We start from the raw sequence: 15,251 nt of genomic DNA on the forward strand, positions 1-15,251 counted from the left end.
AACCCCGTCGGTGTTGCGCAGCCTCGACCAGTGGATCAGGCGAAGGCTTCGATCCATTGCATGGAAGCAATGGAAGCGCGGGCGCACCCGCTTTGCGGAGCTGCGTCGCCGGGGCGTCGGGCACGAGCTGGCGGCACAAACCGCCGGCAGCGCGCATGGTCCCTGGCGCATCAGCAACAGCCCAGCGCTCGCCATTGCCCTGCCGAACGCTTTCCTCGCAAGCATCGGCCTCGCTTTCCTCGCCCCTGCCAATGCCGCATAACCAACCGAACCGCCTTGTACGGGCCCGTACGCAGGGTGGTGTGGGAGGGGAGGAACCGCAAGGTTCCCCCCTATCCCGATTTTCAGGTTTTGGCGCCATCGGTCGAAGCGCCGCCCGGCTTGTCGCGGCGCTCGACGATGTAGATGTGGTCGGCCGCCAGCACCACATCGCCATGCTGGTTGATCACCTCGCAGCGCTCGATGACGCGGCCGCAATCCGGCCGCTTCGGGTCGTCTTCCTTGGCCGAGATGGTGGTGCGGGTCTTGATCGTATCGCCGATGAACACCGGCTTGATGAAGCGCAGCCTGTCGTAGCCATAGGAGAAGGCGACCGGGTTGATGATGCTCGCCGTCAGCCCGACGCCGACCGAAAACACCAGCGTGCCATGGGCTATGCGCTGGCCGAACGGCGTCGTCTTCATGAACTCGGCGTCCATGTGATGGGGAAAGAAATCACCGGTGTGGCCGGCATGCACGACGAAGTCGGTCTCGGTGATGGTGCGCCCGCTGGTCGTGCGCGACGAGCCGATCTGGTAGTCCTCGAAATAGACGGTCTGCTCCATGTCAGGGCCTCGCCGCGATCGGCGTCGCTGGCGCCGCGCTCGATCGGTAGGCGGCTTCGACCAGCGCCATGGTGTTCCAGGCGTCCTCGACGGAACTGACAAGTTCGGTGTCTTCGCCTGATGCATAGCGCTGGACATTGGCCATACGGCCGACGAAGGCGTCCGGAAACCATTCGCCGACGAGTGGCACCGTAACCCAGTCGGAGCCGCCCTTCGGATGGATTTCTAGAATATCAGGCTCGCCGCGCGGATAGTCGAGATTGAGCCCCAGTTTGAGATAGGCGGCGCCCTCGGTGCCGCAGATGCGGAACTCGCAGGCCTGGTGTTTTCGGCCGAATTTGTGATCGTGGTTGATCGACAGCGCGCAGCGCACCGTGTCGCCATAGTCGAGGATGGCACTGGTGCGAGTCTGCGCAACGTTATGGTTGGGATGGCCGAGCGTCTTGGCGTGAACGCCATGCGGATCGCCAAGCAACTGCCGGATCAGGTCGAGATAATGGATCGAATGCATGGCGATCTCGACGCGCGGCGCCTTCATGAGAAACGCCCACAGCTGCCACGGTGTCGCCAGCGCCAGCCACGCGTCGAAATCGACCACCTCGCCCAGCCAGCCCTTGGCGATCGCATCCTTCAGCGCCAGCATCATCGGCGCGAAACGGAGCTGGAAATTCACTGCCGCCTTCAGGTTTTTGGTACGGCAGATTGCGAGGATATCGGTCGCCTCGGTGAGGTCGCTGCCCATCGGCTTCTGAATCAGCGCCACGGCATTGTCGGGCAGCGCCCTGAGCACGCCGGCATGATGGGCCGGCGGCGTCGCCAGATCGAAGATGACGTCCTCGATTGACGCGGCTTCCTCGACCGATCGGTAAGCGGTGACGCCCCATTTTGCCGCCAGTCTTTGCGCCTTGTCATGATCGGGATCGAAAAGCCCGGCGACCGGAAAGCTGGCTTTCGCATAGGCGGGGAAATGCGCGTCGCTGACGATGGAGCCTGCGCCGAAAATCACGATCGGCCTGGGTTTCGACGGCTGCGCCCAGGCTTGAGAGAGCGAGGCGGGATCGAAAACGCCATCAGTCATGATGGAAGACTTCGTCCATCGACGCCCACCACTCGCCCTCCTTACGGGTCGGCAACGGCTCCTGGCAAGGCATGCAGAGCGCCCACCATTCCTGCGTTTTGGGATCGGCGGCCATCTTGGCCATGTCGGCGGCATAGTCGGTGCCGTGGTACTCGAACGTGCTGAACAAAAGGTGCTCCGGCTCCTTGAGATAGATCGAATAGTTCTTGATGTTGCAGGCGGAGATCATGGCAAGCACATCAGGCCAGACGGCAGCGTGAAGCCGCACATACTCGGCGACCTTTTCCGGCTTGAGGCCGAGCACCATTCCCATCCGCTGCATGTCCGCCTCCCTATTTCGTTATCTCTGTGGTGAACTCCGCGATGCTCTTCGCCTTGACCGCATCCCAATCCCAGTCGATGCCGATGCCGGGTTCGTCCGGCGCCAGCGCATGCCCGTCCTCGATGCGCATTTTCTTGCCGGTCAGATCGTCGAGCTGGGGAATATACTCGACATATCTGCCGTTCTGAACCGCGCAGGTCAGGCTGACATGCAGTTCCATCAGGAAATGCGGGCAGACCAGTATGTCGAACGCCTCGGCCGCATGCGCGACCTTCAGCCAGGGCGTGATGCCGCCGATGCGGCCGACATCGACCTGCACGATCGAGCAGCCGCCCTTTTGCATATATTCGCGGAAATGCCGGATCGAATAGAGCGACTCGCCGATGGCGATCGGCGTCGACGTCGCATTCGACAGCCGCACATGGCCATCAATGTCGTCGGCCGGCAGCGGTTCTTCGATCCAGGCGAGGTCGAGCTCGCGCAGCCGCTCCGCCCGGCGGATCGCCTCGTCGACCGAAAAGCCCTGGTTGCAGTCGGTCATGATCTCGTAGGATGAGCCGACCGCCTGGCGCACCGCCGTCAGCCGGGCGAGATCCTCGGAGCCGTGCGGCTTGCCGATCTTGACCTTCGAGCCGCGAAAACCCTTGGCCTTGGCGGCCAGCGCATCCTCGACCAGCGCCTCGGTCTCGATATGCAGCCAGCCGCCTTCGGTCGTGTAGAGCGGGCAGCGGTCCTTGGCGCCGCCGGCCAGCTTCCACAGCGGCAGGCCCTGCTTCTTTGCCCGCAGATCCCACAGCGCGGTATCGATGGCCGCCAGCGCGATCGCCGTGATCGCGCCGATCGTCGTGGCGTGGGTGGCGAATTCGAGCTCGTGCCAGATCGCCTCGATCATGTCGGCGTCGCGGCCGATCAGCCGCGGCGCGAGATGATCGGCCAACAGCCGCATCACCGACGAGCCGCCGGTGCCGATCGTGTAGCTGTAGCCGGTGCCGACCGCGCCGTCGGCGTCGGTGATGGTGACGATCGGCGTTTCCTGCGACACAAAACTCTGGATCGCATCGGTGCGCTTGACCTTCGGCACCAGGTCGACCATGCGCAGTTCGACTTTTTCAATCCTTGCCATGACGCTAACCTCGCAATGTCTTGCCCGTTTCAGCAGAAAACAGATGGGCCTGCGACAGGTCCAGGCTCATTTTCACCCGGTCGCCGGCCTTGAGCGGCTTTGGATTGAGCATACGCGATACCCAGTCGCTGCCGTTGAATTCGGCGAACACCAGCGTCTCGTTGCCGAGCGGTTCGGTGACCGTCACCGGCAATTCCATCTGGTGCACATCGGCGTCTTCGCCGGAGCTGATGCCGTGACCCGTCGGATAGATATCGTCGGGCCTGAGACCGAACACCACCTTGTCGCCGGTCGCGACATTCGCCTTGAACTGGCTGGGCAAAGGCAATCTCTCGCCGCTTTGGAACAGCAGCTGTCCGTCATCGACGGCCGCCTCATGCAGGTTCATCGGCGGCGAGCCGATGAAGCCCGCCACGAAGCGCGTCTGCGGCCGGCGGAAGACTTCGTCGGGCGTGCCGACCTGCTCGATGAAGCCGTCGCGCATGATGACGATGCGGTCGGCGAGCGTCATCGCCTCGACCTGGTCATGGGTGACGTAGATCACCGTCGACTGGACCTTGGCGTGCAGCTTCTTGATCTCGGTGCGCATCTGCGTCCGAAGCTTCGCATCGAGGTTGGAAAGCGGCTCGTCGAACAGGAAGACATCGGGATCGCGCACGATGGCGCGGCCCATGGCGACGCGCTGGCGCTGTCCGCCCGACAGCTGCGACGGCCGGCGGTCGAGCAACTGGTCGAGGCCGAGAATGCTCGATGCCTCGGCGACGCGGCGGTCCATTTCCTCTTTCTCGGCCCCGGCGATCTTCAACGAGAAGCCGAGGTTCTCGCGCACCGTCATATGCGGGTAGAGCGCATAGGACTGGAACACCATCGAGATGTTGCGCGAGCGCGGCGGCAGGTCGTTGACCTTGCGGCCGCCGATCTCGATGAGGCCGTCGCTGATGTCCTCGAGGCCGGCGATCATGCGCAAGGTGGTCGACTTGCCGCAGCCGGACGGCCCGACCAGCGCGATGAACTCGCGGTCGGCGACCTCGAGGTCGATCCCTTGCACGACCGCGACGGGGCCATAGCTTTTGGTGAGTTTCTTCAGGGATACGGTTGCCATGTCAGCCTTTCACCGCGCCGGAGGTAAGGCCGCCGACGAGGTGTTTCTGGACGATGAAGGTAAGCGTGAGCGCCGGTATGATCATGACCACGGCCAGCGCGCACATGCCGCGCCAGTCGATGGTGAATTCGGCCGTATAGTCGAGCAGGCCGACCGGCAGCGTCTTGGAGTTGATCGAGCGCGTCAGCTGCGAGGCCAGCGCGAACTCGTTCCACGAGGTGAGGAAGGCAAAGATGCCGGCCGAGGCGATGCCGGGCCCGGCGAGCGGGAACTCGACCTGCCAGAAAGCCTGCCAGCGCGTGCAACCGTCGATCTGCGCCGCCTCGGCGAGGTCTTTCGGAACCTGGCGGAAAAAGCCGTCGATCAGCCAGATGGTGAAAGGTACGTTGAGCGCGACATAGACGAGGATCAGCCCGAAATGCGTGTCGATGATGCCGAGCCGCGCAAAGACGAAGAACAGCGGCAGCGACAGCGCGATGCCGGGCACCGTGCGCGTCAGCATCAGGCCGAGGAACATCGCCGACTTGGCGCGGAAGCGATAGCGGGCAAAGGCATAGCCGCCGGCCATGCCGATGACGATGGCGATCACGGTCGAGGTCACCGAGATGATCAGCGAATTGCGGAAATAGTCGAGCACCGGAATGCCGCCCTTGCCGATGCCGCTGAACATGGCGACGTAGGCGTCGAGCGAAAGCTCCCGCGGGATCCACACCGGCGGCTTGGCCATGATCTCGACGGTCGGCCGCAGCGACGACAGCACGATCCAGATGCCGGGCAGGCAGATGACCAGCATGGCCAGGAACAATCCGACGCCGTGGGCGATGCCGAGCGCCCTGTTGCGGGCGCGATGCAGACTGTTCTGGTCCATCCTCACCACTCCGCCGCGATCTGCGTGCGCGCCGCGGCGAGCTTGCGATAGAAATAGACGGTGAACAGGATCGACAGCAGGATCGAGAAATAGGCCATGGCGTTGGCCAGGCCCATCCTGGCGTCGCTGTAGGCGGTGCGAGCGACGAGCGTCCAGACAAGCTCGGTGCGGCCAGCGGGACCGCCGTCAGTCATGATCTTGACGATGTCATAGGCGCGCGCGACGTCGAGCGAGCGGATGGTCATGGCGATGAAGGCAAACGGCATGATGAACGGCCAGGTGACATAGCGGAATGTCTGCCACGGCGTGCAGCCGTCGACGCGCGCCGCCTCGACCGGCTCACGCGGCATGGCCAGCAACCCGGCCAGGATCAGGATCGCGAATACCGAGGTCGATGACCAGATTTCGGCGGTGAGGATGGCGATGAAGGCGAGATTGCCGTCGATCAGCCACGGGATGGCGCGGTCGGTCAGGCCGAGCGCTTGCAAGGCGTTGTTCACCAGGCCGATATTGTCGTTGAACATGAATTTGAACTGGAAGCCGACGAGGATCGGCGAAAACATCATCGGGAACATCATGATGGTGCGCAAGATCCGCTGTCCGCGCGACGCTTTCTCCACCAGCAGCGCCAGCCCGAGCCCGATCAGCATTTCCAGATTGAGCGCCACCGTCAGCAGCACCACGGTGCGGGCGAAGGCGATCCAGAAATCCCCGTTGGTCAGGAGGTTGACGTAGTTGCGCGCGCCGATGAAGACCCAGAGTGTCTCCGGCTTGGTCAACCGGAACGGCGTGAAGCTGGAATAGAGCGAAAGCAGCAGCGGCAAGACCACCACCGCCGCCAGCACGATGACCGCCGGCAGCAGAAGCAGCAATGGCGGCGAGGGTCTCCAGCCTTTCATATCGATCCGGTTCTGGTTGGTGCCCGGATGCCGAAGGCCGCGATCGGCGAACGGTGATCAAGACAAGGCGTATTGCGCATGGTCGGTCTGGAAACGGTTCGGGGACGCCGCTGTTCGATAAGCGCGGCGCCCCCGCCGGGAGGATGTCAAAGCTTGCCGGCGTCCTCGAGGATTTGGGTCGCCTTGGCGGCAGCGTCGTCCAGCGCCTGCTTGGACGTCTTGTCGCCGAGGATGGCGGCCTGCAATTCGGGATAGACGGCGTTGGATATTTCGATCCATTCGGGCGTCTGCGGCACGGCGAAAGCGTGCTTTGCCTCTTCCTGGAAAGCCGCAAGCACTTCCGCCTTGTAAGGATCGCCGGCCGCCTGCTGGATATCCCAGTCCCAAACGGCCGTGCGGGTCGGCAGCGGTCCGCCTGCGGCTTCAAGCTTCTGGCTGTCCTCGTTGGTCAGGAACCAGGCCAGCGACGCGGCTGCTTCCTTGCTGGCGCAGTTTTCGGTGACCGAAAACCCATGATGTCCCGACCAGCCGGTGCGAATGCCGGCCGAGCCCTTCGGCGCCACCTTCACCCCGACATTGCCGGCGACCTTCGACGACTTCGGATCGTTGAAGAACCCTGCCCAGCCCGGCCAGTCGAGGTTGATGGCGACCGTGCCCGAGGCAAAGCCCTGGCCGAGATCGTCCCAGAGATAGTTGGTGGTGCCGGCCGGCACTGCCTTGACCTTGTAGAGATTGACGAACCAGTCGAGCGCGTGCACGCCGGCCTCCGAGTTGAAGGCGGGCTTGCCGTCCTTGTCGAGATACTCGCCGCCGTCGGCAATGAGCATTTCGTAGAAGCGGCCGTTGATCGCCTCTTCCTTGCCTGCGAACTGGGTGCCGTAGAAATCCGGCGGGCTGGCGAAGAATTCCGCCTGCTGGGCGACCTCGTCCCAGGTGTCGGGCGGCACCAGCTCCGTGCCGTACTTGGCCTTGTAGGCGGCCTTCTTGGCCTCGTCCTGATAGAGGCTCTTCTGGTAGTAGAGCGCCGAGACGTCGAACTGCGCGCGCGGCAGCATCACCAGCTTTTCGTCGAGCGTCGAGGCCTTGATCGTCGACGGCACGAAAGCGTCGATCTCCTCCTTGGGCAGCAGCGCGTTGAGATCGGTGTAGATATCAGGATATTGCGGCGCGAAGGACGAGTGGTTCGAGCCGACGCACCAGTTGATGCTGCCGGACGCGATGTCCGACTTGATTTCCTTGTCGAGCTCGAAGTGGTTCTTCTTCGAGATCACGTTGACCTTGGCGCCGGTCAGCTTTTCCCATTCGCCGATGCGCGCGTAGAGCCCTTCATATTGCTGGCCGCCGATCAGCTTGGCGTCGATGGCGACGCCGTCGAACTTGCCTGGCAGTTCGGCAGAAAAAGCAGCGCCCGTGCCAAGTGCAAGCAGCGCCACGCCGGCCGATAGGCCGTAAAACAGTCTGGTCATTTGATTCCTCCCAAAGGCCTGCGTCGGCGAACTCGTATCGCTCCGATTTGCAGCGCTTCATTCATATACAAACAAAACATTTATGCATCCGTCAAGCTTGAATGTTCTTTCCGATGCGGATCATTGTGCGTATATGAAAGCAGAAATTCGCTGGGGAGTGACTATGGCGGAGGACGAGGACGATGACCGTTATCGTGCCCCGGCGCTGGACAAGGGGCTCGACATCCTCGAGCTTCTGGCCGGCGTCGATGGCGGCCTGACGCAGGCGGAAATCGCCAAGAAGCTCGACCGCAGCCCCAATGAATTCTACCGCATGCTGGACCGGCTGGTGCGGCGCGGCTACGTCACGCGGCCCGACGGCGACCGTTATTCGCTGACGCTCAAGCTGTTTGGCCTGGCGCAACTGCACGCGCCGGTGCGGCGGCTGGTTTCCTATGCGACGCCGCTGATGCGGGAGCTTGCTGAAACCTCGCAGCAGGCGAATCAGCTTGTCGTCCTCGACCGCGGTTCCGCCGTGGTGATCGCGCAACAGGAGGCTCCCGACTACTGGGGCATCTCGATTCGCGTCGGCTCGCATATCAGCCTATTCGACACCGGCTCGGGGCATGTGCTGCTGGCTTTCCGCTCGCCGGAAGAGCGGCAGATGATGATCTCCGAGCATCTGCGCAGCACCGACAAGCCACCTCAATCGCCGGAGTTCTTTGCCCGCCTCGACCAGATTCGTGAACGCGGCTACGAGATGATGGCATCGATGCAGACGGCAGGCGTGTTCAACCTTTCGACACCTGTCCTGGGGTCGGACGGCAAGGCGATCGCCGCGCTGTCGATCCCCTACATAACCCTGGTAAACGCACCCAAGGCGCCCGATATCACCAAGACGATAGAACTGTTGCTGGCAGCGACCGAAAAGCTTTCGCAACTGGCGGGATCGGCGGTCAGTCAGTCAAAGTAGAATTCTTATTTGAATAAAGAATTTCTCCGTGAGATGATTTTGTAACGCCGGTGGAGGAACGCGCCGTCATGATCTTCGATACCCATCTGCACCTGATCGACCTTTCAGCGCTGCGCTATCCCTGGCTCTCCGGCGTGCCGGCGCTCAACCGCGATTTTTCCCACGACGACTATGCAGTCCAGGCGCGCCGCGTCGGCATAGAGGGCGCGTTTCACATGGAGGTCGATGTCGATCCGGCCGACATCGAGGCCGAAACCGGGCATGTAAAGGCGCTGTCGCACCGGAAAGACAGTTTGCTGCGCGGCGCCATCGCCTCTTGCCGTCCGGAAGAGCCGAGCTTTGCCGCCTATCTGGAGGCGCAGCGCGCCGATCCTTTCGTAAAAGGGTTTCGCCGTGTGCTTCACGTCATGCCGGACGAGCTTTCGGAAGGCGCGCTGTTTCGCGAAAACATCAAGCGGCTTGCCGGCACCGGCCTGACCTTCGATCTCGTCGTTCTGCCGCATCAGATCCCCAAGGCGATCGCACTCGCCGATCTCTCACCGGACGTGCAGTTCGTCCTCGACCATTGCGGCGTGCCCGACATCAAGGGCGGCAGTGAGCATCCCTGGCGCGAGCACATGGCGGAGATCGCGCGGCGTCCGAACGTCACGGCCAAGATTTCCGGCGTGGTCGCCTATGCGGACGCCGGCTCCTGGACCGTCGACACCCTGCGCCCCTACGTCGAACACACGATCGGCTGTTTCGGTTGGGACCGCGTCGTCTGGGGCAGCGACTGGCCGGTCTGCACGCTTGGCGGCGGGCTGGCGACCTGGGTGGCGGCCACACATACGCTGCTTGAAGGCGTAAGTGCCGACGAACGGACAAGGCTGCTGTCGGCCAATGCCAAGCGGCTATGGAATTTCTGACGCCGCTCCTCCGCCGGCAGCGCCGGCCACCCGCGTCGGGAGACTCTCCAGAAACAGGCGATTGAGATCGGCAACGACGCGACCGGCATCGTGCTTTTCGGCCAGGCCGAGATCGATGCGATCGGACGCGGCCTGTTGGAAGGCCATGTAGCCATCGTGCCGTGGCCTGACCCAGGCGCCTTCGAGCGTGGCGCGCGTGTCCTTGTAGAAATTGCCGGCGGCCGCGTTGACGGCGGCATCGCCCCAAGCTGCGGCGTGGCCGGGCTGGCCGCCGGCCGAGGCATAGGGGCCGCGCTGCACCTCGCCGCCGGCGATCCAATAGGCAAAGTCGATGGCCGCCTGCCTGGCCTTCGAAAAGGCCGAAACGGCAATGCCGGTTCCGCCGAGCGCCGAGCCGACCGGACCGGCATTGCCGGCGACCGGAATATCCGTGAAGGCAAGGCGGTTGGTCCGGAATCCGGCAATGGAATACGAGACATAGCCATAGATCAGCGGCGCGCAGGCGATCCGCGAGCCGGACCTGGCCATTTCCTCCAGCACGTCGATCGGGTCCATGCCGAGGCAGGCCGGATCGACGAGAGCCGCGATCTCGCGCATCATCTCGAACACGCGGCTGCCCATCTCAGGGTTTACGTGGTCGCCAGGCTCTTCGACGGCGGGCCGGCCGAGATTGCCGGCAAGCGTGTAGAACATCATCAGCGAATGCGGCGGCCTGAGCGGCAGTAGCACGCGGCCTCGCCGCGCCAGATCGAGCACGTCGGACCAGTTCGCCGGCGCGGCAGAAAGCATATCAGGCCGCCACGCCTGCACCTGGCTCGCTGTGTCGATCGGAAACGCCCACTGCCTGCCTTGCCATGTGTAGCTCGGATAGGATTGGCCGACGCTGCCCGCAGCCAGCGCCGCGCGTTCCGCTTCCCGGCCCGCGACATCGAGCGGCGCCAGGCAGTTCTCGGCGGTGATCTGGCCGACATGCGGATGATCGATGACGATCAAATCATAGGCACGGGCCAGTTCCTCGACCGGGAAGGATTCGAAATCCTGCAGTGAGCGCTTGTCCCATTCGATAGTGATGCCGGTCCGCTGCTCCCACAGCGCCGAACAGGCGACCATCGGGTCGTAGCCGCGCGGATGGCTCCAGGTCATGCCTTTGAGCATCACGTCGCTCACAGCCCGAATTCCTTGCGGATTTTTGCGCTGTGCTCGCCGATGCGCGGCGCGGCCCGCTCGACCTTGGCGCGGACACCATTAACCCGGAGCGGCGAGCGTGTGGTGAGGATCGAGACGTCATCCTCGCGCGTCACCGTCTGCAGCATGTCGAGAACCTGAAAGCCCTCGCTTGCCATCATTTCCGGCCAGGTCAGCACCTTGGCGCACCAGATGTCGGCAGGCTCGAGGATGGCCAGCCATTCGTCGACCGTCTTCGTCGCGATACGCTGGGCGATGATCGCCTTGATCTCGTCGCGGGCACTGAACCATGTCGACGGCTGGTCGCGATAGGGCGCAAGCTGTTCTAGCCCCAGGAGGTCGGCAAGCTTCGGGATCGGCGTCATGGCGATCGCCAGATAGCCGTCCTTCGCCGGATAGACGCCGTAGGGTGCCGACAGATAAGCATGGGCGCTGCGGAAGCTTGATCGCCGCGGCAGGCGGCGTCCGTCATTGAGATGCGTGGTCAGCACCTCGAACTGAAAATCGACCAGCGCTTCCAGCAAGCTGGTTTCGACATGGCTGCCCTTGCCGGTCACGCCGCGCCGCACCAGCGCGGCAAGGATGCCTTGCGCGGCGGCGGAGCCCGCCAGCATGTCGGCGATCGCCAGCCCGAAGGGCACCGGCCCCTGGTCCTCGTCGCCGTTCAGCCACATGACGCCGGAGCGTGCTTGCGCCAGCAGATCCTGCCCGGGCCGCTTGACCCAGGGACCTTCCTCGCCATAGCCGCTGATCGAGGCATAGACCAGACGCGGATTGATCTTGCGCACCGCCTCGTAGTCGAGGCCCAGGCGCTCGATGACGCCGGGCCGGAAGTTCTGGATCATCACGTCGGCCTTGGCCAGCAGGCCGCGCAGCGCCGCAAGATCCGTCTCGTCTTTGAGGTCGATGGCGAGACTTTCCTTGGCGCGATTGATGGCATGGAAGATGGTGGAATCGCCGCCGATCTCGGTATCGCTGAGATAGAGCCGGCGCGACAGGTCGCCGCCATCCGGCCGCTCGATCTTGATGACGCGGGCGCCGAGGTCGAGCAGCCGCAGCGAGCAGTAGGGCCCGGACAGGAACTGGCTCATGTCGACGACGACGAGCCCGGTCAGCGGCAGTTCGGCAATGGCGGCCATCGCCTATCTCTCCGTCTTGCCGGCGAAGTCGGCCGGATTGCGGTACTTCACCGTCTGCAGGTGCTCGCAATAGAGCACAAGCTCTCCTTCACCCTTGAAGACTTCATAGCTGGCGCGGATCAGCCCCATCTCCTTGTATCGGGGTTTCTTGTCGAGGTTGGAGCGGATCGAATAGATCGTGTCGCCGATGAACACCGGCTTGATGAAGCGCAATTTGTCGTAGCCGTAGGAAAAGGCGTTGACGCAATTGGTGGCGACGAGGCCAAGCCCGGCCGAGAACACGAAGGCGCCGGCGACCAGACGCTTGCCGAAGATGCCTTCCGTTTCGGCGAACATCTGGTCCTGCACGTAAGGATGGATATCGAGCACCAGTGCGTTGAACAGGTGGCTGTCGCTCTCGGCCATGGTCCTGCGCAGCGAGCGGATTTTCTGGCCGACCGGCCAGTCCTCGTAGAACCAGTTCTCCGCGTTCCAGACGGGGAGATCGGCGTGATCCTTCGGCATGTTGGCGGGGTGCGTCGAAGCCACGCCCACGGTCGGCGCGAAACCTGTCATGGCAACATCCATTGGAAGCAAGGATCATCCGTCCGGGTGCGCCGCGGACCAGCGAACTGCATGATCGATCCTCCCGTCAATCTTCTTTTGTGAATACTATTTTCACATATGGGGTTGTGTTGCAAGCGTGAACAGGCGAAATTTTGCTGCGATCCGCGGCGGCCAGAGCCGGCGGAACAAGGGAGGATTTGATGCAGAACGCCTGTCTGGTCTTCGTCGGCAACCTCAACCGTGAGGCGCCTTATTTTCAGGGCGCGCGCGGCGTCGGGCTGGGCGTCTACAGTTTCGACGAAGAGACGCTGGAGACGAGGAAACTGACCGAGACGGGTGAAGTCGACAATCCGACCTTCCTCTCGGTGACGCCGGACGGCTCCCACATCTATGCCAACTCCGAAGTGTTCGCCTGGCGCGAGGGCGTCGTCTCGGCCTATCGTTTCGACAGGCAAACCGCCGCGCTTTCCTACTTCAACATGCAGCCGAGCCTCGGCAGCATCACGGCGCACAATACGATCACGCGCGACGGAACGAAGCTGCTGGTGGCCAATTACGGCATGGGCGAAAGCGGTCCCGATCGCTCGATCGTCGTCTATGGGCTGCGTGAGGATGGCGGCCTGACCGCGCCGCTGTCGAGCGTCGCCCATGCCGGAACGGGTCCCGACGCAGCTCGTCAGGAACGTCCCCATGCTCACAGCGTCACCGAGACGATTGCCGGCGGCGTGGCGATCGTCGCCGATCTCGGCATCGATCGGCTTGTCTCGTATCGCATCGGGCCTGACGGCAGCCTGACCGGACTGGCCGAGTCGGCGCTTGCGCCGGGCGCCGGCCCGCGCCACGTGGCGCTGCATCCGGGCGGTCGCTTCGTGTTCGTCATGAACGAACTGGATTCGACGGTCGTCTCGCTTGCGCTCGACGATACGTCAGGGAAGCTCACCGTCATCGACGCGAAGCCGGCCGTGCCGGCGGAGGCGCGCGACGGCAATCACTGCGCCGACATCCAGATCTCGCCCGACGGCCGCTTCCTTTACGGTTCCAACCGCGGCCACGACAGTGTCGCGGTGTTTTCGGTCGACCAGCAAACCGGCATGCTTGCGCTCGTCGACTATGCGCCGTGCGGCGGCGCCACGCCGCGCAACCTGGCACTGACGCCCTCCGGCGGTCACCTCTTCTCGGCCAACCAGAATGCCGACCGCATCTCGATTTTCGCGCGCGACGCTGCAACGGGCCGGCTGACCGACACCGGACGGTCTATCGACGTCGGCACGCCGATGTGCGTGAAGATCGTGCGTTGACCGCTTGCGGTTGCGCGTTGGCCGAAATAGCAGGAGCGAAGGGCTGCGGCCGCAAATGGAACCCCTCCCGCTAATTCTCCCTGAATCCGCGATTGAGCGAGTCGCGAACCGGCGCGAGCATATAGTCGAGCAACGTGTGCTCGCCGGTTAGTATCATGACTTCTGCTGGCATGCCGGGAGACAGTCGAACCTCATGGAGCTTTCCCAGCTCGGCGGCATCGACTTTGACCTTGGCGAGGAAATAGGGCTCTCCGGTCCTCTCGTCGGTGAGCCGGTCGGCCGATACGGATGTGAGCAAGCCATGGATTTGCGGAAGATGTCGGCTGGGATAGCCGGACAGCACCACGCGTGCCGGCATATCAGGGTGCACCACGTCGATGTCAGTCGGCCTGATCCGCGAATCGATGACCAGGTTAGGCTCGTCCGGAACGATATCGAGAAGGGGCTGGCCGCTGGAAATCACACCGGATTCGGTGGTGACACGCACGTTCATCACCGTTCCTGCAATCGGCGCGAGGATGGCGGTCCTGGCCAGCACATCCTGACGCGAGGGCAACTGGCTGCGCAGTTCGGCCAACTCGCCGCGCACCTTGCCAAGATACTCGTTTGCCGTCTCACCATCCTGCTGTCGCAGATTGAGAAGCTGCAGCTCGGTCTCGCCGATCTGCTGTTCGTTGCGCGCAACCTGCGAGCGGTTCGTTGCCTGGTTTGCCCGGATATCGGCCTGGGCACGCTGCAGCGCCAGGATCCGCGGCAGGCGCTCCAGTCCCTGTTTGTACATCTCCTGCGCCGAAGCGATCTCGAGGTCGATCAGTTCCAGTTGCTCGCCTTGGGCTGCGATCACTTCCCTGGACCCTTGGATTTGCTCCTCTATCTGCCGGATGCGCTTGTGGAGGATCTGCTCGCGCCCCTCGCGGGTTGCAAGGCGGCTGCGCAGCAGTCCCTGCTCTTCGGCGGCCACTTTCTGCGCGGCCTCGTTGCCAGCCGATGTCAATTCCCTGGGAAAAATGATCTGGTCTTCTCCGGCAAGCTCCGCACCCAGGCGTGCTTCGACCGCCAGCAAGCGAATGTAGCGCTCATGCAGCTCGTCGTAGCGGCCCTGTGCATCGGTCGTCTTCATCCTTATCAGAACCTGGCCGGCGGTGACCTTGTCGCCTTCCCGGACATGGATTGTCCCGATGATACCGCCTTCCAGATGTTGGACGGTCTTCCGGTAACCTTCGGGGCTGACGACGCCGTGGGCCACGACGGCGTTTGCCAGGAGGGCCATATTTGCCCAGGCCACGGTACCGCCGACAAAGAACATGGCGGAGAAATAGCCGAGCATGCGCGCTGGCCGCGTCCGGCGTTTCAGGTCGCGTCTGCTCGCGCGGGACGCGCGCGATCGCCGTCGGACAAGCCAGGCGAGTACGAGCAGAAGCAGCGCTGTGGCGGCTGCCGCCAGTGCGGCGCGCACCAGCATGTCCATCATGTCCAGCACGTCGTGCACGTTGGCCACCAGCATGTTCAGCATCCTTGACAGGTCGCCAAATTGATCGCTCATG

At 63.4% G+C, this 15,251-nt stretch carries 16 protein-coding genes; 4 read left to right on the forward strand and 12 right to left on the reverse strand.

Annotation, left to right across the window (positions count from 1 at the left end; translation table 11 throughout):
• The coding region (locus IQ26_RS02855) for a group II intron maturase-specific domain-containing protein (protein WP_276316400.1) at positions 1–262 on the forward strand (262 nt) is incomplete at its 5' end.
• 82 nt (positions 263–344) lie between these two features.
• Here the strand turns inward: IQ26_RS02855 and IQ26_RS02860 are convergent.
• From IQ26_RS02860 to IQ26_RS02895, 8 genes are all read right to left on the reverse strand, one after another.
• On the reverse strand, positions 345–824 hold the full coding sequence (locus tag IQ26_RS02860) for a MaoC/PaaZ C-terminal domain-containing protein (RefSeq protein ID WP_145713028.1): 480 nt from the start codon (positions 822–824) through the stop codon (positions 345–347).
• Between the two features lies 1 nt (position 825).
• Entirely contained in the window at positions 826–1,902 is a 1,077-nt protein-coding gene (locus IQ26_RS02865; protein WP_145713034.1) for a Gfo/Idh/MocA family protein, read from the reverse strand.
• Positions 1,895–2,224: an L-rhamnose mutarotase gene (locus IQ26_RS02870; RefSeq protein ID WP_145713039.1), complete on the reverse strand. Its 330-nt coding sequence runs from the start codon at positions 2,222–2,224 to the stop codon at positions 1,895–1,897. Before IQ26_RS02870 ends, IQ26_RS02865 begins: the two co-directional genes overlap by 8 nt.
• Before the next feature lie 10 nt (positions 2,225–2,234).
• Positions 2,235–3,347: a mandelate racemase/muconate lactonizing enzyme family protein gene (locus IQ26_RS02875; RefSeq protein WP_145713042.1), complete on the reverse strand. Its 1,113-nt coding sequence runs from the start codon at positions 3,345–3,347 to the stop codon at positions 2,235–2,237.
• Between the two features lie 4 nt (positions 3,348–3,351).
• Positions 3,352–4,449: an ABC transporter ATP-binding protein gene (locus IQ26_RS02880; RefSeq protein WP_145713045.1), complete on the reverse strand. Its 1,098-nt coding sequence runs from the start codon at positions 4,447–4,449 to the stop codon at positions 3,352–3,354.
• A 1-nt stretch (position 4,450) separates the two neighbouring features.
• Positions 4,451–5,317, reverse strand: a complete 867-nt coding sequence (locus IQ26_RS02885; RefSeq protein ID WP_145713049.1) for a carbohydrate ABC transporter permease — start codon at positions 5,315–5,317, stop codon at positions 4,451–4,453.
• Between the two features lie 2 nt (positions 5,318–5,319).
• The gene (locus tag IQ26_RS02890) at positions 5,320–6,216 is read right to left on the reverse strand and encodes a carbohydrate ABC transporter permease (protein ID WP_145713052.1); all 897 of its coding nucleotides are present in this window, start codon (positions 6,214–6,216) and stop codon (positions 5,320–5,322) included.
• Positions 6,217–6,362: 146 nt separating this feature from the next.
• Positions 6,363–7,682 carry a type 2 periplasmic-binding domain-containing protein gene (locus tag IQ26_RS02895; RefSeq protein WP_145713054.1) on the reverse strand — a complete coding sequence of 440 codons (1,320 nt, stop codon included), beginning with the start codon at positions 7,680–7,682 and terminating at the stop codon, positions 6,363–6,365.
• 163 nt (positions 7,683–7,845) lie between these two features.
• Here IQ26_RS02895 and IQ26_RS02900 point away from each other — a divergent pair, with 163 nt between their 5' ends.
• Both IQ26_RS02900 and IQ26_RS02905 read left to right on the forward strand, forming a co-directional pair.
• Positions 7,846–8,634: an IclR family transcriptional regulator gene (locus IQ26_RS02900; protein WP_145713056.1), complete on the forward strand. Its 789-nt coding sequence runs from the start codon at positions 7,846–7,848 to the stop codon at positions 8,632–8,634.
• 68 nt (positions 8,635–8,702) lie between these two features.
• Positions 8,703–9,539, forward strand: a complete 837-nt coding sequence (locus IQ26_RS02905; RefSeq protein ID WP_145713058.1) for an amidohydrolase family protein — start codon at positions 8,703–8,705, stop codon at positions 9,537–9,539.
• Here IQ26_RS02905 and IQ26_RS02910 read toward each other — a convergent pair.
• Genes IQ26_RS02910 through IQ26_RS02920 form a run of 3 tightly spaced genes read right to left on the reverse strand, consistent with a single transcriptional unit; the run spans position 9,525 to position 12,418 of the window.
• Complete coding sequence (locus IQ26_RS02910; protein ID WP_208760097.1) at positions 9,525–10,682, reverse strand: extracellular solute-binding protein; 1,158 nt, start codon at positions 10,680–10,682, stop codon at positions 9,525–9,527. The two genes, IQ26_RS02905 and IQ26_RS02910, sit on opposite strands and share 15 nt — an antisense overlap.
• A 20-nt stretch (positions 10,683–10,702) precedes the next feature.
• Positions 10,703–11,863 carry a CaiB/BaiF CoA transferase family protein gene (locus IQ26_RS02915; protein ID WP_145713064.1) on the reverse strand — a complete coding sequence of 387 codons (1,161 nt, stop codon included), beginning with the start codon at positions 11,861–11,863 and terminating at the stop codon, positions 10,703–10,705.
• Positions 11,864–11,866: 3 nt separating this feature from the next.
• Positions 11,867–12,418 carry a MaoC family dehydratase gene (locus IQ26_RS02920; RefSeq protein ID WP_145713067.1) on the reverse strand — a complete coding sequence of 184 codons (552 nt, stop codon included), beginning with the start codon at positions 12,416–12,418 and terminating at the stop codon, positions 11,867–11,869.
• Between the two features lie 191 nt (positions 12,419–12,609).
• On the opposite strand from IQ26_RS02920, the gene IQ26_RS02925 reads away from it, so the two are divergent.
• Positions 12,610–13,707 (forward strand): lactonase family protein, encoded by a 1,098-nt coding sequence (locus tag IQ26_RS02925; RefSeq protein WP_145713070.1) that lies wholly within the window; start codon positions 12,610–12,612, stop codon positions 13,705–13,707.
• A 70-nt stretch (positions 13,708–13,777) separates the two neighbouring features.
• Here IQ26_RS02925 and IQ26_RS02930 read toward each other — a convergent pair whose 3' ends face one another.
• Positions 13,778–15,250, reverse strand: coding sequence for an HlyD family type I secretion periplasmic adaptor subunit (locus IQ26_RS02930; protein WP_145713073.1), 1,473 nt, complete (start codon positions 15,248–15,250; stop codon positions 13,778–13,780).
• Position 15,251: the final 1 nt, after the last annotated feature.

The sequence above is a fragment of the Mesorhizobium tianshanense genome (genome assembly GCF_007830515.1).
GTDB lineage: Bacteria > Pseudomonadota > Alphaproteobacteria > Rhizobiales > Rhizobiaceae > Mesorhizobium > Mesorhizobium tianshanense.

Coding starts and splice junctions, on each gene's coding strand:
- IQ26_RS02860 (WP_145713028.1), bottom strand. CDS start 824: ATGGAGCAGACCGTCTATTTCGAGGACTACCAGATCGGCTCGTCGCGC.
- IQ26_RS02865 (WP_145713034.1), bottom strand. CDS start 1,902: ATGACTGATGGCGTTTTCGATCCCGCCTCGCTCTCTCAAGCCTGGGCG.
- IQ26_RS02870 (WP_145713039.1), bottom strand. CDS start 2,224: ATGCAGCGGATGGGAATGGTGCTCGGCCTCAAGCCGGAAAAGGTCGCC.
- IQ26_RS02875 (WP_145713042.1), bottom strand. CDS start 3,347: ATGGCAAGGATTGAAAAAGTCGAACTGCGCATGGTCGACCTGGTGCCG.
- IQ26_RS02880 (WP_145713045.1), bottom strand. CDS start 4,449: ATGGCAACCGTATCCCTGAAGAAACTCACCAAAAGCTATGGCCCCGTC.
- IQ26_RS02885 (WP_145713049.1), bottom strand. CDS start 5,317: ATGGACCAGAACAGTCTGCATCGCGCCCGCAACAGGGCGCTCGGCATC.
- IQ26_RS02890 (WP_145713052.1), bottom strand. CDS start 6,216: ATGAAAGGCTGGAGACCCTCGCCGCCATTGCTGCTTCTGCTGCCGGCG.
- IQ26_RS02895 (WP_145713054.1), bottom strand. CDS start 7,682: ATGACCAGACTGTTTTACGGCCTATCGGCCGGCGTGGCGCTGCTTGCA.
- IQ26_RS02900 (WP_145713056.1), top strand. CDS start 7,846: ATGGCGGAGGACGAGGACGATGACCGTTATCGTGCCCCGGCGCTGGAC.
- IQ26_RS02905 (WP_145713058.1), top strand. CDS start 8,703: ATGATCTTCGATACCCATCTGCACCTGATCGACCTTTCAGCGCTGCGC.
- IQ26_RS02910 (WP_208760097.1), bottom strand. CDS start 10,682: ATGACCTGGAGCCATCCGCGCGGCTACGACCCGATGGTCGCCTGTTCG.
- IQ26_RS02915 (WP_145713064.1), bottom strand. CDS start 11,863: ATGGCCGCCATTGCCGAACTGCCGCTGACCGGGCTCGTCGTCGTCGAC.
- IQ26_RS02920 (WP_145713067.1), bottom strand. CDS start 12,418: ATGACAGGTTTCGCGCCGACCGTGGGCGTGGCTTCGACGCACCCCGCC.
- IQ26_RS02925 (WP_145713070.1), top strand. CDS start 12,610: ATGCAGAACGCCTGTCTGGTCTTCGTCGGCAACCTCAACCGTGAGGCG.
- IQ26_RS02930 (WP_145713073.1), bottom strand. CDS start 15,250: ATGAGCGATCAATTTGGCGACCTGTCAAGGATGCTGAACATGCTGGTG.